Consider the following 23,086-nt stretch of genomic DNA (forward strand, 5'->3'; position numbering starts at 1 on the left):
TTGGCCGGCCCCGAGGGCAGTGCGGAGAGTTCGGCGTGCGGGCCTTCGCACTGGGAGTGCGAAGGCCGACAAGAGTGCAGATCAGGCGAGCCAGGAAGCCTCGGCGAGCACGGCGGCGTCAGGTTCGGCCAGGTCGATATCGAAGACTTCAGCGAGGAGCTTCGGCAGTTCGGCGGGTTCGAGTTCGCGGGTTTCGCTGGAGCCGTCGGGGCGTTCGGTGCTGAGGGTGAGACCGTCCAGGACGTAGTGGACGTCCGGGAGGAATCGCTGCACGAACGGGCGCGTGGTGAACGGCGAGCGCGGGGATGTCGAGACGAAATGGCTGCCGATGGCGAAATCCATGCGGTACTGCGGGTTCAGCGTGAAGGTGTAGCGGTCGATCCAACCCTCGCGACCGAATTGGTGCAGCACCCACAGATCGCTGTCGAGTTCGCCGGTGGTGTGTTCGAGCCGGAATCGCCACTCGCCGAGCGCGAATTCGCCGCCCTCGACCAGTTCGTAGGGTGCGAGCGGGCCGGAGCCGAAACCTACATCGCAGAGCCAAACCCGGTCGTCGTCGCTGGTGATGACGCGCAGCAGAGCATGTGTCGCCGGACGCAGACCGCCCCGCGCACCCATGGTGACCCGGCCGCTGAGACCGGTGACGCCGAACCCGAGCCGTTCCAGTGCGGCGGCGAACAGGCCGACGTTCTCATAGCAGTAGCCGCCGCGACGCTGCCGGATCATCTTGTCCTGCAACGCCTCCAGGTCGAGCAGCACCGGGCGGCCGAGGATGGTCTCCAGGTTCTCGAACGGGATCGTCGTGGTGTGCGCGTAGACCAGGGCTCGCAGGGTGGCCAGTGTCGGCGAGCGGTCGCCCTCGTAGCCGATGCGGGCAAGGTAGGCGTCGAGGTCCAATTCCGCACTGTTCCAGTGGTATGCGGGGTCGTCCGGCTTATGCGGACCCTTCCCTAGGCCACTGTTGCCCATCGAATCGCTTCGCGATCCCGTCTCCATCGCACCTCTCCTCGTCTCGGTCTGCTCGAATGAACCACACCTGCCCGACGAGTGTTCCCATGGCCTGTTTCAGGCGGCGCATTTGGCGTACGGCGGGGCCGCGGGGGCGGTGTTTATGCCGCGAGCGACATCGACGAGATAGTCGCGGTCGGGTCCGTCGACGGGTTCGGTGCCGATGAGCAACCGCTCGACGACGCAGCCGCCCTCGAAGTACGCGGGCCCGATGCTGTGATCGCCGGGGACCACCGCACCGTACAGGTCGCGACCGCTGACGATGGTGTACATCGAGGTGGGTTTGCCCGCGGCGAGCAGTCCGGCTCGCATTTCCAGGGTCGACGAATACGGCACCACATCGTCGCTGGTGCCGTGGATGAGGAAGGCGCGTTTGATGCCCATCCGGGCGGCCAGCAGGGCGGGTGAGCGTTCGGCGTAGGCCTGCGGACACACCGTCGGGGCACAGCCGCCCGCGTCGCGTTCGATCTGAGCAGGTAGCGCGGGATCGATACCTGCCGAGGTGTGCCAGATCGCGAAATCGTCCGCGGGACCGTAGTTGTCGACCCAGTAATCGAACGCTCCCGGTGGGCCGTATGCCGCCGCGAGGCCGCTCATGGTGCCGCCCTGACTCCAGCCCCACAGCACGGTGCGGCCGATCGCGGGGTGTTCGTTCTTGTACCACTGCGTGGCGGTGACGATATCGCGCCAGCCCGCCCACAGATTCCAGTCGCCGGTCCGCCACACGCTGGTCTCGCTGCGTGCGTCCATCAACAGGATCGGGGTCGCGGTGCGGCTGGCGATCGAGGTCATATATCCGGCGAAGTCGGCGGAGCTGCCGCCGTGGCCGTGTACCGCGACGACCAGATCGTGCGGTGTCAGGTCGCCCGCCGCACAGCGGTACGGCTCGTATACGCGGCCGGTGGCGTCCTCACTGTCCACTGTCAGAGTCACCGGCCTGACTTCCACCTGGACCGCGCACTCGGGCTCGGCCGAAGCGGCCGGTGCGACCGGGCTTGTCGTCGACGCCCCGGTGAGCAGGGCACAGCAGGCCATCAGCAGTAGGTATCCGCGCCTCATGCTGGAATGATGGCATGCGGCTATCGCGGTCCGGTGGCAGCGGCGGCGCGCGTCGCGACGAATATCGCACCGGCCACCGCGGCGGCGCCGACCACACCCGCGAAGGTCGTCGAGCCTGCCGGTAAACCGATTGCGTCACTGAGGAATCCGGCCGACAGCGGGAGTACGGCGGCGGGCAGGTAGCCGCCGACATTCTGGGCGGCATTGGCCTCGGCGAGCCGATCGGCGGCCACATTCGTGCTGATGGCGGTGAGACCGCCGAACTGCCCCATGCCCTGACCGATTCCGGCGAGTATCGCGGCCGCGGCGAACAGCGCGATCGATGACAGTCGCAGCGCCGAGGCCAGGGCGACCATGCTGAGCAGGGTGGCCGCGGCGCTACCGAGCAGAATTGCGCGCAGCCGCAGCCGTCGCACCGCGAATTGAATTCCGGTGGCGCCGAGGAACATGACGAATGCCAGACCGCCCGCGAGCACTCGATTGGTGGCGCCCAACAGGTTCGACAGCAGCGAGGGTCCGAGCGAGAGCACGAACGACGTGGCGGTGATGCCCGGCGCGAAGACCGCGATGCCGAGCAGTACCGCGGTCCGGCCACCCGGTGCGACCGCCGGGATGCGAATCCACGGGCCGCGCCCGCCGGCACCCTTGGGCAGGTCCAGCCGAACCACCACCACGAATGCCGAGGCGAGCAGGACGATCTCGACGACGAAGATGGTTACGGTCGGGCCGGGAACGGTCTGCGACAGCACACCCGCCAGCAGCGGACCGAAGCCAGCGCCGAGCACCATGGCCGATGACGCCGCCAGTGCGGCAAGGCGTTTGCGGTGGCGGCCGCCGATATCGGTCACCGCCGCCATACCCGCCGATACGGCGGCACCGACCGCGATCCCGGTGAGCAGGCGCGCGATCGCCAGCACCGCGACCGAATTCGCGGTGGCGAACAGTACACAGGCGAGCATCGCGAGTATCACCGCGGGCAGCAGCACCGGTTTGCGCCCGACGCGATCCGAGACCACGCCCGCGACCAGCAGTGCGCCGAGCAAACCGGCTATGTAGCAGGCGAATACGGCGGTCAAGACGCCGGAGGAGAAGCCGAGTTGATGCTGCCACACCACATACAGCGGCGTCGGCGCGTTCGAGAGCACGAAGACCGCGAGCACGGGCCAGGCCGCCAGCCATACCGCGCCGTTGCGCTCGGTTATCTCGGCTTCGGACGCTACGAGTGTCGACATACCCAACCTCCATAAGTTCGAAATTTCTCGTACTAGTACGACGAGAGTCGAACTTAACATCTAGTACGATAGAAGTCGAACTAACGAATTCGAGATCCACAGGAGACCCTGATGCCCGCCACCGACACCGTCGCGACCACGCTGCCCGAGCCCGCGCGCGCGGAGTTGCGGCTGGAAGAGGTGCTCGGCGTGCTCAGCGATCCGCTGCGGCTGAGCATGGTGCAGAAGCTGCTGCTGGAATCCCCCGATACCGATCGCTCCTGCGGCTGGTTCGACATCGATCGGCCGAAATCGACACTGACGCACCACTTCCGGGTGCTGCGCGAGGCCGGTGTCACCCGCCAGCGGCAGTACGGACTCGAGCGGCGCAGCCGGGTCCGGATCGAGGACCTGGAAGCGCGCTTTCCCGGCCTGCTCGATCTGGTGCGCGCCTGGCAACCGGCATAACTCTGGATCGCCGGGCGCACGCTAATATTCGCCTATGCGTTCGATTGATGCGGCGGAGCGGCGAGCACGACTGGGGGTGCGGCATCGGCTGGCGCCATCGAATCGCACCGATGACGTGGCCGAGATCGTGCAATCGCTGGTAGTGCTGCATGCGACCGATCCGGCGACGGTGTACCTTTCCGTCGGCGCGCGCAGTCATGCCGCCGAGCCCGCGCATGTCGAGAAGGCGCTGTACGACGATCGGACGCTGCTGCGCATGCTGGCGATGCGGCGCACCATGTTCGTCGCGCCGATCGGATTGGTCCCGGTATTGCAGGCATCCTGCGCGGATGCGTTGGCGCACAAACAACGTCGCACCTACGGCCGATTCATCGAGCAGGCGGGTGTAGTGGACGGCGATGTGCGCACCTGGCTCGCCGAGGTCGAGGACGCCACGCACAAGGCGCTGCTGGCCAGGGGCGCGGCCACCGGCGCACAGCTGAGCAAGGATGTGCCGCTACTGCGTACCCAGGTGAATCCCGCTCCGGATAAGGCCTATTCGCGTCCGACCTCCATCACCACGTGGGTACTGGTGATCCTCGGCGTCGAGGGCCGCATCGTGCGTGGCCGTCCCAATGGCAGTTGGACCAGTAGCCAATACACCTGGGCGCCCGTGGAATCGTGGCTACCGCAAGGTGTTCCGACCATCCCCGCCGACGAAGCCCGCGCCGAACTCGTCCGGCAGTGGCTCTACGCCTTCGGACCCGCCCCCATTGCCGATATCAAGTGGTGGACGGGCTGGCCCCTCGGCGAGGTCCGCAAGGCCCTCGCCCAACTCGATGTGGTCGAGGTCGATCTGGACGGCGGCACCGGCCTGCTGCTCGCCGATGATCAGGACCCGACCCCCGAGCCCGAACCCTGGGCCGCCCTGCTCCCCGCGCTCGACCCCACCCCCATGGGCTGGCAATCTCGCGACTGGTATCTGGGCCCGCACGCCCCGAACCTGTTCGACCGCAACGGAAACGTCGGACCGACCATCTGGTGGAACGGCCGCATCGTCGGTGGCTGGGCCCAGCGCAAAGACGGCGAAATCGCCTACCGGCTACTGGAAGACGTCGGTTCGGATGCCGAAACCATGATCGCCGCCGAGGCCGCCCGCACCTCCGAATGGTTCGGCGAAGTCCGCGCCATCCCCCGCTTCCGCACGCCCCTGGAACGCGAACTCACCGCCTGATCGACACAAAGCCGCCGGAAGCTGCACAGCTTCCGGCCAGCGCACGGCACTGTCACCGACCCGCTCGCCGTTGGGAGATGCTGCTGGCGCAGTAGCGCTGACGGTCCTACATGTCGAGGCCGAGGTCGAGGACGCGGACGGAGTGGGTCAGGGCGCCGACGGCGAGGTAGTCGACGCCGGTGCGGGCGTAGTCGGCGGCTTTGTCGAGGGTGAGGCCGCCGGAGGATTCGAGTTTGGTATCGGGGGCGGTATTGTCGCGGCGTTGGACGGCGGCCTGGGTTTGCCAGAGGGGGAAGTTGTCCAGCAGGACGAGTTCGACGTGTTCGGCAAGGACGGCGTCGAGTTGTTCGAGACTGTCGACTTCCACCTCGCAGGCGATATCGGGCGCCAGGTCGCGGACGGCGCGCAGTGCGGCGACCACCGAACCGGCAGCGACAACGTGGTTGTCCTTGATCAACGCGGCGTCGCCGAGGCCCATGCGGTGGTTGACGCCGCCGCCGACGCGGACCGCGTACTTCTGCAGGGCGCGCAGGCCGGGCAGGGTTTTGCGGCTGTCGCGGATGCGGCAGTTGGTACCCGCCACCGCGTCGACCCAGGCCGAGGTGGCGGTGGCGATGCCGGAGAGGTGGCAGACCAGGTTGAGCATGGTGCGTTCGGCGGTGAGCAGGCCGCGCGTCGGTGCGACCAGCTCGAGCACGCTCTGTCCCGGCTCGACCCGGGTGCCGTCGGCGACTCGATCCGTGATTTCGTAGTTGCCCGCGCCGATCACCTCATCGAGAACGAGCAGTCCGACGTCAAGTCCGGCGACGGTGCCCGGCTGGCGCGAGACCACCGATGCCTTGACCGCCGCGTCGGCGGGAACCGTTGCGGCGGTGGTGATATCGGGGCCGTAGCGCAGATCTTCATCCAGCGCGGTGCGGATCAGCGCCAGCACCTCGTCACGATCCAGGCCGGTATCCAGACCCATCAGTGCACTCCTCGTCCTACTGCCCGCATTGTCGGCGAGCAAATCTCAAATCGCCGGGCCATCGTGTCGCCCGGACCTGGTCGCCCACCGAAAGCTCGTATCCTGCGTTGCCGCAGCGATGTCCCACCCGCCGATTCGGGCGTCATGAGGCGCTCGGAATGGCGTCTTGGTTCCAGTCACCGAGGTCGAGACCGTCGGGTGCCGGGACGGGATGGCCTTCGGGCCCCAGACGCACTGCGCGGCTGTGGCGTTGCTGCTCATCGGAGGTCGGGTGATCGGAGCGGGCATGGCAGCCGCGGCTTTCGGTGCGGGCCGCGGCGGAGAGCAGCAGCACCTGCGCGGTGAGGGTGAGCGCGGCATCCTCGAATGCGGTGATGCGCTGTGCCGCAGCAGTGCTGTTCAAGTCCCCGGTGCCGTCCGGCGCTCCGGTCCCATTCGGCGCTTCAGCGCCGTGCAGCGTGGCGATATCGCTGACCGCCGTGCCCGTCGTTCCAGCGATCCGATGCGCGGCACCGGTCAATTCGGCACGTAGCCGGGTCGCGGCGCTGTGTGACACCGCGTCTCGCAATCGCATCGCCGCATCCGCAAGCCCGGCGGCATCGCGAACGACCGAGGCATGCGATGTCATCGACTGCTGCACCAGGGCGCGCGCGGCACGCGGCACGGTGTGGAAGGACACCTCCGTCACATGCGCGTCCTCGCCGAGCCGTTCGGCCGCGGCCACCCCGGCCCGTCCGCCGACCACCAGACCCTCGAGCAGGCTGTTCGATCCCAGCCGGTTGGCGCCGTGCAGGCCGGTGCGCGCCACCTCACCCGCGGCGTACAAACCCGGAACCGCGGTCCGGCCGTGGGTATCGGTGACGATCCCGCCGCATTGATAGTGCGCGGCGGGCGCGACCGGGATGAGATCGGCGCGCGGGTCGATCCCCGCGGCCAGGCAGGACGCGGTGATCGTCGGAAAACGTTGCGGAAAGCCGTCGATCGCGCGGGCATCGAGGTAGACGTGATCGGTGCCGAGCGCACGCATCCGTGCGGCAATGGCACGCGACACCACATCGCGGGGTGCCAGATCGCCACGGGGGTGCACGCCCGCGGTTACCGAATTCCCTTCGGAATCCACCAGTGCCGCGCCCTCGCCGCGCACCGCCTCGCTGATCAGCGGCCTGCGGCCGAGCCCACCCGGGGTGTAGAGCACCGTCGGATGGAATTGCACGAATTCCAGATCGGCCACCGTCGCTCCGGCCCACAGCGCCAGCGCGATGCCGTCGGCGGTCGCACCCGGCGGATTCGTACTCAACGCGTACAGCTGGCCGAGCCCGCCGGTGGCCAGCAGCACCGCCGGTGCGTGCACGACCCCGAATCCGTTCTCCGACACCGTGATAACACCCTGCACACCGGTCCGGCCGGTGACGATCTCCAATGCTGCGGCACCGAACAGAACCGGCAGTCCGGCCGCATTCAGCGCGCGCTGCACCTCCGCGCCGGTGGCATCACCTCCGGCATGGATGATCCGCCGCGTACTGTGCCCGCCCTCGCGGGTGCGCGAAATCTGGCCGTCCCGACCGAGATCGAAGACCGCGCCGAGATCGGTCAGCGCGGCCACGGCCGCTTGACCGCCCGCCACGATCGATCGCACCGCCGACTCATCGCACAGCCCGGCACCGGCCTCGACCGTGTCGCGCACATGCGATTCGACCGAATCCTCATGTGGCGCCACGACGGCGATACCGCCCTGGGCGTACTGGGTTGCGGTATCCGTCGGCCCGCCTTTGCTGAGGATCAGCACCCGCAACCCGCGCAGCGATGCCGTACGCGCCGCGGTCAACCCGGCGACGCCGCCGCCGAGCACCACCAGATCGGCCTCGGCTTCCCAATCGATCCGCGGCGCGATACTCATGCGCCCCTGCCCTTCTCGATGAGCAACGGCGTCCGGATGATGCCGCAGGCGGCGCTATCGGCCGCCCTGGCGGTCATTCCGCACCGCCACTCCGGACGAGTGCACATATCGCACTCCGTTCACACCCGGGCGCGCTCATTCGCCACCGCCCGGGTTGCCGATTTCGATCATCCGCTGCACCGAATTGCGGGCCAGCGCAGCCGTTTCCAGGTCGACGTGCACCTCATCGGTGTTCTCGACGAGCGAGCGCAGCAGCGCCGCCGGGGTGATCATCTTCATGTACTTGCAGGACGCGCGGTCGTTGACGGCCTGGAAGTCGATGCCGGGGGCGGCCTTTCGCAGCTGGTGCAGCATGCCGACCTCGGTGGCGACCAGCACCTGGTTCGACGGCGCCTTCGGGTCACTGCGCAGGCTCCGCTCCCGCACGGCCCGCGCGGCATCGATCATGCCGCCGGTGGACAGAATGTGCACCCGGTCGGCCGGGAACGAGCCCTCGCCCGCGAGGTACAACGCCGAAGTGGCGCAACCGCATTCGGGGTGCACGAACAGTTCGGCATCCGGATGGGTGCGGGCCTGCTCGGTGAGCTCATCGCCGTTGATCCCGGCGTGGACATGGCATTCGCCCGCCCAGATGTGCATATTCTCGCGGCCGGTGACGCGCTTGACGTGTGCGCCGAGGAACTGGTCCGGCAGGAACAGCACCTCACGGTCGGGATCGATGGAGGCGACGACATCGACGGCATTCGACGAGGTGCAGCAGATATCGGTAAGCGCCTTCACCGCAGCCGTGGTGTTCACGTACGAGACGACCACCGCATTCGGGAATTCGGACTTCCAGGCCCGCAATTCGTCGGCGGTGATGGAATCGGCCAGCGAACAACCGGCCCGCTGATCCGGGATGAGCACCGTCTTCTCGGGGCTGAGGATCTTGGCCGTCTCGGCCATGAAGTGCACGCCACAGAACACGATGGTGTCCTCGGGGGCCTCGGCCGCGATGCGGGACAGCGCCAGCGAATCACCGACGTGGTCGGCGACATCCTGGATCTCGGGCAACTGATAGTTGTGCGCAAGAATCGTCGCGTTGCGCTCCCTGGCAAGTCGCTTGATCTCGGCCGCCCACTCCGGCGTGGCCTCGACACCGGCGAATCCGGTCGGACCGTCGAACACCTGCCCCATCAGCGGGGGCGCCAGCTTCGCACCCATCGTCGCCATGATGGCTCCTCTCCTCGTGCGATCGGAGCTTGTGCCTGTTCACATGGCAGCCGATTCACACCCAAACCAGGTTTTCGACTTATAATCGAAAACGTGCCCCATAGTAACACCATCCACGAAACGCTCACCGCGGTGTTCCAGGTTCGGCGCTTCCCCGAAGACATCAGCGCAGGTAGCAGCCCTGCATGGGTGACCGACGAGTTGATTCGCCCCTGTCCGCCCGGTCAGCGGACCGAACTGGCGGTGCTGCTGTGGGAGCGCGCCCTTGACCCGCAGATGGGCACCTGGTCGCTGCCCGGCGGCCGCCTGCGCGACGACGAGGACCTCAATATCTCGGCCCGCCGTCAGCTCGCCGAAAAGGTCGACGTGCGCGAGCTGGCACATCTGGAGCAGCTGTCGGTATTCAGCAATCCGGACCGAGTACCCGCGCCGCGCCGGATCGCCTCGGCCTATCTCGGCCTGGTGCCGCTGACCGCCGACCCGCGGCTGCCGTCCGACACCGCGTGGCATCCGGTATCGATGCTGCCGCTGATGTCGTTCGATCACGGCACCGTTGTCGAGCATGCGCGCACCCGACTCGCGGCGAAGCTGTCCTACACGAATATCGCCTTCGCGCTGGCACCGGAGCGGTTCACCATGTCGACGCTGCGCGAAATCTACTGCGCCGCACTGGGTTATGAGGTCGATACGACGAATCTGCAGCGAGTTCTCACACGCCGCAAGGTGATCACGCCGACCGGTGCGACCGCCTCCCCCGGCCGGGCGGGTGGACGGCCCGCGGCGGTCTATCGGTTCACCGACTCCGAACTCCGAGTCACCGACGAATTCGCCGCATTCCGCCCACCCACCTGACCCACTCGATCGCCTCCCCGCGATCGGCCCCCATTCGATGACCGGCCCCCGAACCGGTCGCCCAGCACAAAGTGGACTGTGCCGCGGCCACTGCCATAGGGGCCACTACATCCCGAGCGTGTCCCGATCACCGATGACCGGGACACTCCCCTTTTACTCGGACAGCCCGCCGGGCATACCCAGATGCCCGGAGCACAGGATCCATACGACCCAGTTGGACGGGACGCCGGTCTCGACCAGAGCCGCCCCTGCTGTAACCGATTTCCAGAACATTTGCCGCCCTCCCTATTCGGCTGCCGCTCCATCGGCGCTGCGCATTGGCGAAATCGACTGTCCGCCTCCGCTGTTCGATCGCTCGAACGATTTCGACGATAAGGGTCAGTGCGCCGCGACGGAACGGCCGAGCGTTCAGAGTCGCCGAATATGGCTGGTCACAGTCGGATACGAGTTATCCGGACCGGAAGCGGCAGTGCGCTCGATCGCCTGTCCGGCTTTCCGGACCGGACAGAAATGCGGTCCGATGCCTAGCGATCGCCGTGCGGCAGGCCAATATCCGGCATGGTCGACGAGGCCGCCGGACACTAGTTGCCCGGTGGCTGCTGGGTGCGGTAACCGAGTGCCATTGCGCCAGCCAGTAACCAACGTGCATGTCGAACCGGAGCATGGAAAAACCCCGCCTCCGCATACTTCACATGCGAAAACGGGGTCAACCCATAGCACTACCGGATCGGCGTCAATCCCCCACCCGACCCTTATGTTTCTCATTCCGCCGATACCGCCGCTTACTGGGAATCGGCTGCGCGGCACTGGACCGCCGCAGCGCATTCCGCCGCCGCCACGCCACCAGATCCGGTCGCTCCTGTTCCCCGGACGGAATCAATACCGCCTGCCCATGCCTGGTCAACATATCCTCGCTCATCGCCACCTCCTTCCATTCCGCGGCTCCACATGCGCGTCAACCGTAGCCACGCGACCGCACATGCGGCCACCGATTTTCATCCGCACGGCGGCGCGTATGCGAGCTGCGGCAGGTGTTCCCGCCACACCGTCGGGTTCAGTACGCCCTGAGCGATATCGCAGATGCGGGCGACGGCGTGCTGCGGGTCCAGATCCCACCATCGGATGCCACCCGGCGCACTCGCGGTCATCAGAAATCCGCCAGCCGGGTGGAATACCATCGCTCGCCCGTGATTCGGCACCGCGGTGGCGAGCGGATATCGCACCGGGGCAGCGGGAATGCCATTGCTGAAGTCCCATAAACGCAATTCCGAGTCGAGGTTCGCGGACGCGAGCAGGCGCCCATCGGGGCTGAAGGCCAACGAGGTCACCTCAACCGTGTTCCCCGCCAACGGCTCACCGGCGGAAACCGGAGCCGCCGGATCGCTGACGTCCCAGACTCGAATAGTCCAATCGTCGCTGGAGCTCGCCAGGAAACGTCCGTCCGGGCTGAACGCGGCGCGGGTCAATCTCTCAGCCCGACCGGTTGACAAGCGCCCGAGTCGGATCGGCAACGATGGGTTCGAGATATCCCAGAGCGTCACATCTTCGCCGATTGCGGCCAGCACCCGACCGTTCGGGCTCAGCATCAGATCTCGGCCGCCGGGAACGTCGACAGGCTCGCCGGCAGCGCGCGGTTTCGCTCGGTCACCCAGATCCCATATCCGAATTCGCGCCTCCGACAACGTCATATCCAGACTGAGCACGAATCTCGAATCAGGCGTGAAGGCCGCGGCGTTCGTCCCGTATGGAGTCCTCGGCAATTCGGCTAGGCGCTCCGGCGTCGACGGATCGGAGATGTCGTACAACGTCGCGCCCTCCTTCATTCCTCTGACAAATACGGTGCGTCCATCAGGGCTTATTACGGCGTCTGGGTACGGGCCGTCTGCCTGGATTCGGCCCACTGGATGTATCGCGTGTGGATTATCGGCACGCAGGATCTCGACGGTGCCGGACTCGGTGCCGAAGACCAGCAAATCCCCGGTGGCATCGGTTTTCAGCCCCGTAATGTGATCGGCAAAGCCCGGCATACCGGAGTGCAGATCGGGCAGTGACCATACTCTGATCACACCGTCCAGCCCCCCGGTCAGTAGTCGTCCCGCGGGGCCGAACGCGAGAGCGCGGACAACACCGATGCCCTTCATCGTCGGAGAACTCAGAACGACGGGCTTCTCCGGATTGTCGAGAGCCAGCATGGTTATCTTCGCGTCGGCGAACCCGATCGCCAGCTGTCTGCCATCTGGGCTGAATGCCTTTGGCGCGCCCACCAATGACGAACCCAGGACGATGGGTTTTCCGATCTGCCGCGGCGCCGCGGGGTCGGACAGGTCCCACAGCACGAGAGTTTGATCTTCGCCGCCACCTAGAGCGAGGGTTCGCCCATCGGGACTGAAGAGCGCGGAGCCCTCACCAGGCAGTCGACCGAGCGGTCGAACCTGGTTCAGGTCGGCAATGCTCCACAGCTGCACACTCCCTTGGCCATCGAAGGTGGTCATGAGCCGCCAATCCTGGCTGAACGCCCCAGGCTGAAATGTGCTGGCGAAGTCCGGAAGTCGCGTCTGGATGGGACGCGGGTCCATGGGATTCGCTATGTCCCAGACGACAACCGCATGATCGCGACCGGACGTCGCCAGCCTCTTCCCATCGGGACTGAAGGCGAGAACGCCACTGAATCCCGTCGGCAGCGGTGCGCCGACCGCCGTTGGATTCGCCGGTGTCCGCACATCCCACAAGCGCACCGTTCGGTCGCTACTCGCCGACGCGAGCAGGCCGCCATCCGGACTGAACGCAACCGAGCCAAAGTCGGACTGATGTCCGACCAGCGGTTGGCCCAACTCGACCGGGTGCCGCAGATCGGATGAGTCCCACAGGCGAACGGTCTTGTCACTGCCCACGGAGGCAAAGACCTGGCCGTCCGGTCGGAGGGCTAAGTCCCACACGACGCCCAGGTGTCCGACGAGCGAGGTCGCCAACGGCAGTGTCTGCGTATCGAGCAGGCGTGCCCGGGCTTCGAGATCATCCGGTCGAAGCTTGTTCGCCACCAGGACAAGCTGAGCCGAGAGCGCGGGATCTCGATCGTGTAGCCGGTCGGCCTCAGCGAGTACACCGAGGAAGATCGCATTGTCCCGTTGGGTTTTCGCGGTGCCACTCTGCACGAAAGCCACACCCGCGAGTACCAGCGCGATCACGCCGAGCAGGGCCAGGACGGCCACTCTGGCCGAGTAACGACGTTGGCTACGTCGCCGCGCAACCTGCGACGCCGCCAAGAACTCTTCGGCCACCGCGCCGATCGCGCCTTTGTCCGCATGCTCCTGCATGGTGATCAGTCGCGCGCCGCGATAGAGCAGGGCGGAGTCGCGCCCCTGAGTCGCCCAATCCGACGCATCCGCCTGCAGCCGTTGGCGTTCCAGATACCCGACGCGGTCCTCATCGATCCAGGTGCGCAAGCGGGGCCAGGCGTCCAGGACGATTTCGTGGGTGAGGTAGGCGGATTCGGCGTCGAGGGTGATCAATCGGGTGCGGGCCAGGACCTCCAGGGCAGTGTCGGCGGCGTCGACGGTCTGTTGGATAAGTTCGGTGCGGGTGACTTTGCGGCGGGTGTCGCGGGAGTCGTCGCCGACGGCGACCAGGCCGAGCAGGACCTGTTTGCCGATGCTCTGTTGGAAGTCGGTCAGTTCGCCCCAGGCTTTTTCGGCGGTCGCGGCAACCGAGCCGATCACACCACCCGCAGCTCGGTAGCCGTCGATGGTTAGGCGGGTGCCGTCGCGGCGTTGCCATACGGCCGCCATCACATGCGATACCAGGGGCAGTGCGCCGGGGTCATAAACTCGGCGGTCGCCGCCGAGTCCGCACAGCTCGCTGATGACGAGTTCTTCCAGCCCCGATTCCAGTTTGTAGCCGGCCAGTTCGGCGGGGCGGTTGATGGCTTCGGCGAGTTCGTCCAGGCGCATCGGGCCCAGGAGGTAGCTGCGGTGTTTGAGGGCGTCCTCCAGGACGGGGATGTCGAGGCAGCGGGCGTAGAAGTCGGCGCGGACGGCGACGACGACGGCGGTCGGTTCGCGTTCACCGCGGATGGCGAGGTGTTCAAGGGTGGCGAGGAAGTGCGCGCGCTCGTCTTCGTTGCGGCACAGCGTGAACAGTTCCTCGAGCTGGTCGATGATCAGGAGTCGACGCTTGCCCGCACCCCATGCCGCCAGCGCCACGGCGGTGGCTTCCGCAGCGCCGCCGGTCTTCTCGGATCTGAATTCGCGGCTGGGCCCAGCCGCGGATCCAGCGCTGTCTTCCAGCGCCGCACCGCTGCGGTCCGCAGGCTCCGTCGAACGAGATTCGGGTTCGGCGGGCTTCCGGTCGGATCCGGCGCAGACGGCGGCCAGCAATGCCTCGTCCGCGGGCCCGGTTACGTCCGTCGAAAGAGATCCGGGTTCAACGGGCTTCGTATCGAAATCCGCTCGGACAGCGGCCAGCAATGCCTCGACAGGCGCGCTGCCCGGAGTCATGGACGCGACCGCCCATTCCTCGACCGGATCCGCGAGCGCCGGAAGCAGCCCCGCGGCGAGCAGCGAGGATTTGCCCGCACCGGAGGCACCGACCAGCATCACAATGCCGCCGTGTCCCTCGGGACCCACTGTGGTGCAGACCAATTCGGCCAGCTCGGCCGTCGACCTGCTCCTGCCGAAGAACAACTCGGCGTCGTCACGGCCGTAGGAGGTCAGCCCGAGATACGGGCACTCGGTCGCATCGGCGGCCGGATCCCACGCATTCGACGCGGCCCACAACCGTTGCCACTCTTGCACATCCAGCAGTGCGGGCGGCACCGGCGCACTCGACTTGCGCGCCTCCTCGATCAGCGTAAGCAGCACGGGCAGCAAGGATTCGAACCGTGCCGGCACATTCCGTCCGGCCTTCCAGTCGCTGATGCGCTGAACCGATGCGCCGCCCTTCTGCCCGGGCGCCCGTGCCGCGCGCATCCGCGCCTGCGCCGCGGCCGCCACCCGACGCAATGTGGGATTGCCCGCGGATTCGAAGAGCGCGGCGAACTGTTGCGAGAAAATGGTTCGCGGCGAAGGTCGCAGCCGCGGTTCCCGGTGATCCGAATCCATCTGTCCTCCTGCACGTTCCGATGGCGGGAGCGACACCCCCCGGCGTGCAACGAGATTAGGACGGGCCAGCGCACACAGGCACCGACCGCATGCGAACATGCAGCTAGCAGGCCTGAAAAGAGCGTCCGGACCGGAACTTTCGAAGGGACCGCCGCACTCAGGCCGTCTTCATCTGCGGCTCGGGCGGCGGCGCCGGCCGTTCGGCGGGCCAGCCGCCCGAACCCCCAGAACACCAACTCCACCATCCAGAACAGCAGCAGGAATACCGTCAAGCTGCGGCAGGTGTTCCCACCACACCGTCGAAGCGACAACGCAGATGCGGGCAGCGGCGTCCTGCGGGTCCAGATCCCTCAATGCGAATCGTCGATGCCACGCTCCCGCTGGACAGGGCAACTACCGGTCGCCAACCGTCGCAATGATGCGTCCAGTTCCCGCCACAGCTCTCCCACACGACCGCGACCACCCGGGGCGGGTGGGTAACGCGTCAGGACGCTGACCACGATGGAGCTGGCCAGACCTGTTGCCTTCTCGACATAGCCGGCGCCGACGTTGCGGTCGGTGCCGGCATCGATTTCGAGTGCTCGAGCAGCGTGGGCGGCCGACATGAGGATGTGTCCGCCTTGGGTCGCCTTTGCCAGCGGGTGCAGGTATGCGGCTGCTCCCGCGTTACCGGCGGCGCGCGCCGCGTTCTCTGCGGCTGCATGTTCCATCTCCCCGGCAGCCCGTGCGGCCCTGTGCGCATCCAGTGCGGTCACGCGGAGCGCTTTCGTTCGCCTGCCCCCAGCGGCGAACCTGCGCGCCTCGTCGAGCACAGCCCGGGGACGCGAGTCATCGGGACAGTCACGCTCGAAAATCGCCAAAACAGGTTCAGCGCAGGCCACGGCATAGCGGGTAACCTCACGCAGTTCTGCCATGCTGAGTTCGATAACCAGATTCTCGTCAGCAGCATTCATGGCATGAACAGTATCGTTGAACCTTCGGTTGGAACTTCCCTGCAATGTCAGCAGGACATTGGGGCGAAACCTTCAAACTATGGTCCGCTCAGTCCGGTTGACTCGGCGCGCGAGCACAGTCGCTCACAAAGGCACCCCGGCTCGGCGGTCGGTCTGCTCCTGCCGAAGAACAACTCGGCGTCGTCACGGCCGTAGGAGATCAGCCCGAGATACGAGGACTCGGTCGCAGCCGCGGTTCCCGGTGATCCGAATCCATCTGTCCTCCTGCACGTTCCGATAGCTGGAGCGACACCCCCGGCGTGCAACGAGATCAGGACGGGCCAGCGCACCTGGCAGGCTGAAAAGAGCATCCGGACCGGAACTTTCGAAGGGACCGCCGCGCTCAGGCCGTCTTCATCTGCGGCTTGGGCGGCGGCGCGGCCGTTCGGCGGGCCAGCCGCCCGAACCCCCAGAACACCAACTCCACCAACCAGAACAGCAGCAGGAATACCGTCACCACGGTCACCGGGATCGCGAGGAAGACCAACGACGGGATGGCGATAACCACGACCAGTGCGATATCGCCGAGGTTCGCGCCGCGCAGCCGACTGCCCAAACGCACTGCGGCCCACATCATGTAGCGGCGCGGTATCGAGACACGGAACTCGCGCAGGCAGCGCCGGAAGATGCCGTCGGCGTCGGCCACACTCACCACATTCGAACTGCGCAGGTAGTCGTGCAGGATGGCGGCTCGGGTGTAGATGCCGTAACGGGGCACCAGCCAGACCAGCGCCCTCGGCACCGATGCGAAGTCGGTGCGGAAGCCGGCGGGGATGACGAATTCCGCTGTCGCACCGTGATAGACGAGCGGTTCGAGCACCCGCCAGAACTGTGCGTCGAGCTCCTCGACGACCGGCCCGCTACCGACGAACGCCACGATCCGTTCCTCTCTGAACGCACAGCGTATCCCATAATTCTAGGGTGTTCCGATACGGCTGTGCCGTCGCGCGGGCAACGGTTCGGACAATAGTTCAGCGAGTGCGACCCGAACCGGCCTCGCCGGGCGGTCCGAAGCCGTTGTAGGGCACACCGTAGGGCACCTGCCCACCGTTCGCAGCGCGGCCATCGGGCCCGGCGCCGTCGACCGACTCGAATGTGCTTGTCGCGAAAGAGGATCGCCGTCGATTGCCGAACGGCCCGCGAGATCCGGTGCCGAGATCCTCCGAAGGGCTCAGGGCCGCAAGGAACAGTACGGTCAGCGAGGCGAGCAGCGGCTGCACGATCAATGCCACCCAGCTGCCGACCTCCACCGGCAACTGCACGATCTGCCCGACCGGCGGGTCGTACGGCTTCGGATGCTGCCACCGCACGATCTGCTCGCCGACCTTCGACATGACATAGGCGCCCGCCACCGCGCCGATCAGCAGACCGATTTGCAGCAGCGGCCCGCGCGCGCGACGCCAGCGCCACGCGCCGACCGCGGTGAGCACCCCGAGCACCGCGCCGATGCATACGAAGATCGCCAACGCATCGAACTGATGCACGCTCTCCCCGGTCAGGGTCGCGCCCTTGGCCGGTTCCGCACCGGCGCGCGCCTTGACCACCAGATACTGCTGGGTGGGCGCCACAAAGGCCCACACCACACCGCCCAGCGCACTGAGCACCAACACGCCGACCGCGATCAGCGCCGCGGCCCGCAGCTCGCGGCGCACACCGAGCCGCCACGCCGATCTGGGCGGCGCGATGTGGATATCGCCGTATTCGGCCACCACTAGCGGTGTTCCAGATTCTTGGAGTCCAGGACACCGTGCCGCGAGCACTTCGCCCACCAGCCATCGGGGCTGACCTGCACGATCATCCGACGGCCGCACTGCTCACAGAAGCGCGGCGGTTCCAGTCCGAGCACCGCCGCGGCGGGGACCGGATCATCGAGCCCCGGCACAATGCGTTTGCCGGTGAACGGGTTGTAGCGCTCGTCCATATCCATGACAGTACTCACGGCGCCAGCCTCTTTCGTGATGCTTGCGTACTCAGTGTTTCGGCAGCGGATCAGAGCGTTTCGTTGAGGGCCTTGATCGGCATCTTGAGCTCGCCGAGCAAGTCCAGATCGGCTTCGGCGGGCCGACCGAGGGTGGTCAGGTAATTCCCGACGATGACGGCATTGATGCCGCCGAGAATGCCCTGCTTGGCGCCGAGGTCGCCGAGGGTGATCTCGCGGCCGCCCGCAAAGCGCAGCATGGTGCGCGGCAGTGCGAGCCGGAACGCGGCGACGGCGCGCAGTGCGTCGGCGGCGGGCAGCACCTCGAGGTCGCCGAAGGGGGTACCGGGGCGCGGGTTGAGGAAGTTCAACGGCACCTCGTCCGGTTCGAGCTCGGCCAGATCGGCCGCGAATTCCGCACGCTGTTCCAGGGTTTCGCCCATGCCGAGGATGCCGCCGCAGCAGACCTCCATGCCCGCCTCGCGGACCATGCGCAGGGTGTCCCAGCGCTCCTCCCAGGTGTGCGTGGTGACAACATTCGGGAAGTGCGAACGGGAGGTCTCCAGGTTGTGGTTGTAGCGGTGCACGCCCATGGCGGCCAGCTGGTCGACCTGCTCCTGGGTGAGCATGCCGAGCGAACACGCGACCTGGATGTCGACCTCATTGCGGATGGCCTCGACACCGGCGGCGACCTGCGCCATCAGCCGCTCGTCCGGACCGCGCACCGCGGCGACGATGCAGAATTCGGTGGCGCCGGTCTTGGCGGTCTGCTTGGCGGCCTCGACCAGGCTGGGGATATCGAGCCAGGCGGCGCGCACGGGCGACTGGAACAGGCCCGACTGCGAGCAGAAGTGGCAGTCCTCGGGGCAGCCGCCGGTCTTGAGGCTGATGATGCCCTCGACCTCGACCTCGGGACCGCACCACTTCATGCGCACCTCGTGCGCCAGGGCCAGCAGCTCCTCTAGCCGGTCGTCGCCGAGCCGCAAGACCTCGAGGGTCTGCTCCTGGGTCAGGCCTTCGCCGCGCTCGAGCACCTGCTCGCGGGCGGTCGCCAGAATATCGGTGTGGACGGGTGCCTGGGTCACTGCACGAATCCCTTCGTCCGGCCGAGGTGGCCGTGCAACTTGAACGGTGTTCAGGCTAGGGTAGCGGTAACAGTGAGTCAAAACACGCGCGGCATGAGCGACGGGCCGGCAGGCGGGAACGCCGCAATCGAATACAGCGGAGGAGAACCTCGTGCAACTGCACCGGGCGGACGTGGTCGACGGCGCCATCGCCATTCTCGACCAGTACGGTCTCGCCGACCTGACCATGCGCCGGCTCGCCGGGTCACTCCAGGTCCAGCCGGGCGCGCTGTACTGGCACTTCCCCAATAAACAGGCGCTGCTGGGCGCGGTCGCCGACCGGATACTGGCGCCGATGGAGGATCCCATCGAGGCCGAGGATTGGTCCGGCCAGATCACCGAATTGGCGCATCGGCTGCGCAGTTGTCTGCTCGCATATCGCGATGGGGCCGAATTGGTCTCGGCGACATACGCCTCCCGACTCACCACGAGCAAGGGCCGGGAACGACTCGTGGTGGCCGCGATCCGCGCCGGAATGCCGCGGTCGGAGGCCGAACTCGCGGCGTACACGCTGCTGTACTACGTGCTCGGGCAGACGGTGGACGAACAGTCCAGGATGCAGATGGATTCGGCCGGGGCGCTGACCGAGGACACCTCACCGCTCAACGACACCCCGGACGCGACCGCACGCTTCGACTTCGGGTTGCAGCTTTTCGTCGGCGGTGTGCGTCATCTGCTCGGCTCCCGCGTGCGCTGAGTCCGGCACGTCCGGCGTTCGGCGCATCAGCCCGTCCGGTCTTGCCCGGCGGCCGCACAGACCTGTGCCCCTCATATCAGGTGTGCAGCTGAGATGAGGGGTGCGCAGTGTCGCCTCTGCGGCCCGTTCGGGGGCGACAGGTCCGGACTCAGACGGATGCCGCCGTCGCCTCGAGATCAGAAGTCGCAACGCTCGCCCGACGCCCGGGCAGCGCGAGTGCCACCACCGCGCCCAAGAGCGCAAGTGCCGCACCGACTTCGATCGCCGGGCCGAATCCGGCGGTGAACTCCTCCACCGAGCCGTAGCCACCCGATCCGGCGAAAACCGCTACCGCGACGGCGATTCCGAAGACTCCGCCGAGTTCACGCATCATGCTGTTGGCACCGGCGGCCTTGCCGAGCATCGCGTGTTCCACCGCGCCGACCACCGAACTCTGCGCCGACGGCAGCACCATCGAGGTGCCGACGCCGGAGACGATGAACGGAATCACCAAGGAGCCGTAGGCCATTGCCGGATCGGCGACCATCGCGATCCAGAACATGCCGCCCGCCATCAATCCCAGGCCGGTCACCATCAGCGGCCGCTCCCCGATCCGGTCGGCCAGCGCACCGGCGAGCGGGGCGCAGAAGAACAGCGTGAGAGTCCATGGCAGCAGCCGCAATCCGGCGCCGAGCGGGCCGTAGTGCAGCACCGACTGCAGGAACTGTGCATAGAAGAACACCGCGCCGAACAGGGCGGCGAAGGTCAGAAAGATCGCGGTATTGCCCGCAGCGAAGCCGCGATTCATGAACAGCCGCATCGGAAACATCGGCTCGCGCGCCCGTGCCTCCCAGACCGCGAAGGCGATCAGCAGGGCGATCCCGCCGATCAACGCGATCAACACCTCCGAACTCGACCAGCTCGCGATATTGCCGCGCACCAGGCCCCACACCACACCGAACGCACCACCGGTGACCAGCGCCAATCCGATGCCGTCGAGCGCATTGTCGGGGCCGAAGCCTTCCGGAACCCGAGTCGCCACCAGCGGAATCGCGACCAGCCCGATCGGCACGTTCAGCCAGAAGATCCACTGCCAGGACAACCCCTCCGCGACGGCACCGCCGACCAGCGGACCGCAGGCGACCGCAAGGCCGGTTATGCCCTGCAGCAGACCCATCGCCATGCCCCGCCGCTCCGGCGGAAACGCCGCGCTGACCAGGGCCAGCGCCAGACTCATGATCAATGCCGCGCCGACCCCCTGCGCCACCCGCGCGACGATCAGGGTCGTGACGGAGGTCGATACCGCGCACGCGGCCGAGGCGACGACGAAAATGCCGAGCCCGACCGTGAACATCCGCTTGCGTCCGAAGCGGTCGCCGAGCACGGCCGCGGTCATCAAGAGGACGGCGAAGCTGAGGTTGTATCCGTTGACGGTCCATTCGAGCGTCTCGAGCGACGCCCCGAGGTCGTGGCGAATGGTGCTGAGCGCCGTGCTGACGACCAGGGTGTCCAATGCCGCCATCAGCGAGGCGACCGCGCCGAGTGCGAGCACCCAGCGCTGGGTCACCGCCGAAACAATCGGTGTGCTCACGATGGTCCTTCCTATGGGGTTTCGGCAGGTCCGGTGGTTTCGAACCCGCACAGATACCGACCGGCCCCGGACCGAAACTCATCGACTGCCTTGATTTCGCCGCGGACCGATGAATTCCGGGCGGTTCGGCGGTCGGTATTCGCAAGGACATGTTTCGGGGCACCCGGAAGGACAGCAGATGACCGACAGCGACGAATTCGTGGCCCGCACGACGCCGTATCGGCGCGAATTGCTCGCCCACTGCTATCGGATGCTCGGTTCGGTCGACGACGCCGAGGATCTGGTGCAGGAGACGATGTTGCGGGCCTGGCGCGCCTACGGCGACTTCGAAGGACGTGCTTCGATGCGGACCTGGCTCTACCGGATCGCCACGAACGCCTGTCTCAACGCACTCGAGCACAGCAGTCGACGTGTGCTACCCGCCGGATTGTCCGGCCCGACGGGCGATCCGAGACAGGACGTGCGCTTCGCCCCCGAAATCCCCTGGCTGCAGCCGATGCCGGATGTGCTCATCGCACCCGAGGCATCGGATCCGGCCGCCATTGTCGCGGCCCGTGACGATATGCGGCTGGCGCTCATCGCCGCGTGGCAGTATCTACCGCCGCGCCAGCGCGCGGTGCTGATTTTGCGGGATGTGCTGCACTGGAAGGCCGCCGAGGTCGCGGACCTGATCGGGACCAGTGTGGCGGCGGTCAACAGCATGCTGCAACGCGCCCACGCCACCCTCGATGAACTGGGTCCGGACAAGCCGGTGGCCCAGCCCGACGATCCCGAAATCCGTGCGCTGTTGGACCGATACGCGGCGGCGTTCGAGGCCGCCGACATGGATACGCTCATCACACTGTTGCGGTCGGATGCGGTCTGGGAGATGCCGCCGATGGCCGAATGGTTCCGCGGCGACAGCACGATCGTCGAACTGATCGCAGCGAAGTGCCCATATGCGCCGGGCGAGGCCCGCATGGTGCCGATCGCGGCGAACGGTCAGCCCGGATTCGCGTTCTATCTGCATGGTCATGCGCAGTCACTGCAGGTGCTCACGGTCACACCGGAAGGGATCTCGCAAGTCGTCTCCTACCACGACGCCGCGCTGTTCGAGGCATTCGGCCTGCCCACGTCCTTGGTCGAGACCGCGCCGCGCGAGCCGGTCCTGCCATGACCGACGATCTACTCGAGCGGGCGGTCGCCTATCTGCTGGCGGTCCTGCCCGCTATCGGCCCGGATCTGTCGGCCCCTACACCGTGCCGACTCTGGAATACGCGCATGCTGCTCGCGCACATCGACGAGTCGATCGCCGCATTGCGCGACGGCCTCGCGAACGGTCACGTTCGCCTGACACCTGGCGCACCGGTGGCGACCTGTGCGGGTACCGTACACATTCGCAGTCGCGCCGAAGCCCTGCTCGACGATTGGGCGAACGAGCATCCGGAATCGGTCGTGGTTTTCGACAAACCCGTATCAACCCGCGTCCTCGGCACGGTCGGCGCCCTCGAACTAACAATCCACGCATGGGATCTCACCGCCACCGCCCCAACCGCCCCGCCGATCCCAGATCACCTCGCCCGCGAACTACTCACCGTGGCCCCGAACCTGGTCCCCGCCGCAGACCGCTGGCCCCTCTTCGCTCCCCCGATCGAACCACCGACCACCACCCCAACCGACCGCCTACTCGCCTACCTCGGCCGCCTCCAACCACCCCCCTGACCGCCCCAGATCCACCCCTGTGCAATCCCGCACACTCAGCGAGCGCGTCGCACAAGGTGCAGAGCCTGTTGCCGAATTGGGGTGGTTGGTGGTTGTGGTGT

At 66.9% G+C, this 23,086-nt stretch carries 20 protein-coding genes; 6 read left to right on the forward strand and 14 right to left on the reverse strand.

Features of this window, described 5'->3' with window-relative positions:
* Positions 1 to 81 precede the first annotated feature (81 nt).
* From ABZ293_RS36595 to ABZ293_RS36605, 3 genes are all read right to left on the reverse strand, one after another.
* Positions 82 to 996: an arylamine N-acetyltransferase gene (locus ABZ293_RS36595; protein ID WP_355188365.1), complete on the reverse strand. Its 915-nt coding sequence runs from the start codon at positions 994 to 996 to the stop codon at positions 82 to 84.
* Positions 997 to 1,065: 69 nt separating this feature from the next.
* Positions 1,066 to 2,067 (reverse strand): prolyl oligopeptidase family serine peptidase, encoded by a 1,002-nt coding sequence (locus ABZ293_RS36600; RefSeq protein ID WP_355188367.1) that lies wholly within the window; start codon positions 2,065 to 2,067, stop codon positions 1,066 to 1,068.
* Positions 2,068 to 2,087: 20 nt separating this feature from the next.
* Positions 2,088 to 3,299: an MFS transporter gene (locus ABZ293_RS36605; RefSeq protein ID WP_355188369.1), complete on the reverse strand. Its 1,212-nt coding sequence runs from the start codon at positions 3,297 to 3,299 to the stop codon at positions 2,088 to 2,090.
* 111 nt (positions 3,300 to 3,410) lie between these two features.
* Between ABZ293_RS36605 and ABZ293_RS36610 the strand changes: the two genes are divergently transcribed.
* Both ABZ293_RS36610 and ABZ293_RS36615 read left to right on the forward strand, forming a co-directional pair.
* Complete coding sequence (locus tag ABZ293_RS36610) at positions 3,411 to 3,746, forward strand: helix-turn-helix domain-containing protein (protein ID WP_355188371.1); 336 nt, start codon at positions 3,411 to 3,413, stop codon at positions 3,744 to 3,746.
* A gap of 34 nt (positions 3,747 to 3,780) precedes the next feature.
* Complete coding sequence (locus tag ABZ293_RS36615; protein ID WP_355188373.1) at positions 3,781 to 4,959, forward strand: winged helix DNA-binding domain-containing protein; 1,179 nt, start codon at positions 3,781 to 3,783, stop codon at positions 4,957 to 4,959.
* Positions 4,960 to 5,065: 106 nt separating this feature from the next.
* On the opposite strand, the gene nadC is transcribed toward ABZ293_RS36615, so the two are convergent.
* From nadC to nadA, 3 genes are all read right to left on the reverse strand, one after another.
* Entirely contained in the window at positions 5,066 to 5,926 is an 861-nt protein-coding gene (gene nadC, locus ABZ293_RS36620; RefSeq protein WP_355188375.1) for a carboxylating nicotinate-nucleotide diphosphorylase, read from the reverse strand.
* Between the two features lie 142 nt (positions 5,927 to 6,068).
* Positions 6,069 to 7,871, reverse strand: coding sequence for an L-aspartate oxidase (locus ABZ293_RS36625; protein WP_355188454.1), 1,803 nt, complete (start codon positions 7,869 to 7,871; stop codon positions 6,069 to 6,071).
* Between the two features lie 87 nt (positions 7,872 to 7,958).
* On the reverse strand, positions 7,959 to 9,035 hold the full coding sequence (gene nadA / locus ABZ293_RS36630) for a quinolinate synthase NadA (protein ID WP_355188376.1): 1,077 nt from the start codon (positions 9,033 to 9,035) through the stop codon (positions 7,959 to 7,961).
* A 93-nt stretch (positions 9,036 to 9,128) separates the two neighbouring features.
* Here nadA and ABZ293_RS36635 point away from each other — a divergent pair, with 93 nt between their 5' ends.
* Complete coding sequence (locus ABZ293_RS36635; protein ID WP_355188377.1) at positions 9,129 to 9,887, forward strand: NUDIX domain-containing protein; 759 nt, start codon at positions 9,129 to 9,131, stop codon at positions 9,885 to 9,887.
* Between the two features lie 733 nt (positions 9,888 to 10,620).
* On the opposite strand, the gene ABZ293_RS36640 is transcribed toward ABZ293_RS36635, so the two are convergent.
* The 7 genes from ABZ293_RS36640 to bioB form a co-directional block, all read right to left on the reverse strand.
* Positions 10,621 to 10,806, reverse strand: coding sequence for a hypothetical protein (locus ABZ293_RS36640; protein WP_355188379.1), 186 nt, complete (start codon positions 10,804 to 10,806; stop codon positions 10,621 to 10,623).
* Between the two features lie 76 nt (positions 10,807 to 10,882).
* Positions 10,883 to 14,983, reverse strand: a complete 4,101-nt coding sequence (locus ABZ293_RS36645) for a WD40 repeat domain-containing protein (RefSeq protein WP_355188381.1) — start codon at positions 14,981 to 14,983, stop codon at positions 10,883 to 10,885.
* Positions 14,984 to 15,333: 350 nt separating this feature from the next.
* Complete coding sequence (locus ABZ293_RS36650) at positions 15,334 to 15,936, reverse strand: putative immunity protein (protein WP_355188455.1); 603 nt, start codon at positions 15,934 to 15,936, stop codon at positions 15,334 to 15,336.
* Between the two features lie 382 nt (positions 15,937 to 16,318).
* Positions 16,319 to 16,852: a DUF1353 domain-containing protein gene (locus tag ABZ293_RS36655; RefSeq protein ID WP_355188383.1), complete on the reverse strand. Its 534-nt coding sequence runs from the start codon at positions 16,850 to 16,852 to the stop codon at positions 16,319 to 16,321.
* Positions 16,853 to 16,946: 94 nt separating this feature from the next.
* Positions 16,947 to 17,684 carry a DUF2567 domain-containing protein gene (locus ABZ293_RS36660; protein WP_355188385.1) on the reverse strand — a complete coding sequence of 246 codons (738 nt, stop codon included), beginning with the start codon at positions 17,682 to 17,684 and terminating at the stop codon, positions 16,947 to 16,949.
* A gap of 2 nt (positions 17,685 to 17,686) precedes the next feature.
* Positions 17,687 to 17,902 (reverse strand): hypothetical protein, encoded by a 216-nt coding sequence (locus tag ABZ293_RS36665; protein ID WP_354957084.1) that lies wholly within the window; start codon positions 17,900 to 17,902, stop codon positions 17,687 to 17,689.
* 62 nt (positions 17,903 to 17,964) lie between these two features.
* Positions 17,965 to 18,978 (reverse strand): biotin synthase BioB, encoded by a 1,014-nt coding sequence (gene bioB, locus ABZ293_RS36670; RefSeq protein ID WP_355188387.1) that lies wholly within the window; start codon positions 18,976 to 18,978, stop codon positions 17,965 to 17,967.
* A 151-nt stretch (positions 18,979 to 19,129) separates the two neighbouring features.
* Here bioB and ABZ293_RS36675 point away from each other — a divergent pair, with 151 nt between their 5' ends.
* Positions 19,130 to 19,714 (forward strand): TetR/AcrR family transcriptional regulator C-terminal domain-containing protein, encoded by a 585-nt coding sequence (locus tag ABZ293_RS36675; RefSeq protein ID WP_355188389.1) that lies wholly within the window; start codon positions 19,130 to 19,132, stop codon positions 19,712 to 19,714.
* A 148-nt stretch (positions 19,715 to 19,862) separates the two neighbouring features.
* On the opposite strand, the gene ABZ293_RS36680 is transcribed toward ABZ293_RS36675, so the two are convergent.
* A complete protein-coding gene (locus ABZ293_RS36680; protein ID WP_355188391.1) occupies positions 19,863 to 21,284 on the reverse strand; it encodes a DHA2 family efflux MFS transporter permease subunit in 1,422 nt (473 codons plus the stop codon).
* Between the two features lie 178 nt (positions 21,285 to 21,462).
* On the opposite strand from ABZ293_RS36680, the gene ABZ293_RS36685 reads away from it, so the two are divergent.
* Together ABZ293_RS36685 and ABZ293_RS36690 are read left to right on the forward strand one after the other, a co-directional pair.
* Entirely contained in the window at positions 21,463 to 22,440 is a 978-nt protein-coding gene (locus ABZ293_RS36685; protein WP_355188393.1) for a sigma-70 family RNA polymerase sigma factor, read from the forward strand.
* The gene (locus tag ABZ293_RS36690) at positions 22,437 to 22,985 is read left to right on the forward strand and encodes a hypothetical protein (RefSeq protein WP_355188395.1); all 549 of its coding nucleotides are present in this window, start codon (positions 22,437 to 22,439) and stop codon (positions 22,983 to 22,985) included. The genes ABZ293_RS36685 and ABZ293_RS36690 overlap by 4 nt, the downstream gene beginning before the upstream one ends.
* The last annotated feature ends 101 nt before the right edge of the window (positions 22,986 to 23,086 follow it).

This window comes from Nocardia sp. NPDC005998 (assembly GCF_040614395.1).
Taxonomy (GTDB): domain Bacteria; phylum Actinomycetota; class Actinomycetes; order Mycobacteriales; family Mycobacteriaceae; genus Nocardia.

Bases quoted from the DNA above. Each gene is read 5' to 3' on its own strand.
- ABZ293_RS36615 (WP_355188373.1), top strand. From the start codon at position 3,781: ATGCGTTCGATTGATGCGGCGGAGCGGCGAGCACGACTGGGGGTGCGG.
- nadC (WP_355188375.1), bottom strand. From the start codon at position 5,926: ATGGGTCTGGATACCGGCCTGGATCGTGACGAGGTGCTGGCGCTGATC.
- ABZ293_RS36690 (WP_355188395.1), top strand. From the start codon at position 22,437: ATGACCGACGATCTACTCGAGCGGGCGGTCGCCTATCTGCTGGCGGTC.
- ABZ293_RS36610 (WP_355188371.1), top strand. From the start codon at position 3,411: ATGCCCGCCACCGACACCGTCGCGACCACGCTGCCCGAGCCCGCGCGC.
- ABZ293_RS36685 (WP_355188393.1), top strand. From the start codon at position 21,463: ATGACCGACAGCGACGAATTCGTGGCCCGCACGACGCCGTATCGGCGC.
- ABZ293_RS36645 (WP_355188381.1), bottom strand. From the start codon at position 14,983: ATGGATTCGGATCACCGGGAACCGCGGCTGCGACCTTCGCCGCGAACC.
- nadA (WP_355188376.1), bottom strand. From the start codon at position 9,035: ATGGCGACGATGGGTGCGAAGCTGGCGCCCCCGCTGATGGGGCAGGTG.
- ABZ293_RS36640 (WP_355188379.1), bottom strand. From the start codon at position 10,806: ATGAGCGAGGATATGTTGACCAGGCATGGGCAGGCGGTATTGATTCCG.
- ABZ293_RS36650 (WP_355188455.1), bottom strand. From the start codon at position 15,936: ATGAATGCTGCTGACGAGAATCTGGTTATCGAACTCAGCATGGCAGAA.
- ABZ293_RS36600 (WP_355188367.1), bottom strand. From the start codon at position 2,067: ATGAGGCGCGGATACCTACTGCTGATGGCCTGCTGTGCCCTGCTCACC.
- ABZ293_RS36605 (WP_355188369.1), bottom strand. From the start codon at position 3,299: ATGTCGACACTCGTAGCGTCCGAAGCCGAGATAACCGAGCGCAACGGC.
- ABZ293_RS36595 (WP_355188365.1), bottom strand. From the start codon at position 996: ATGGAGACGGGATCGCGAAGCGATTCGATGGGCAACAGTGGCCTAGGG.
- ABZ293_RS36665 (WP_354957084.1), bottom strand. From the start codon at position 17,902: ATGGATATGGACGAGCGCTACAACCCGTTCACCGGCAAACGCATTGTG.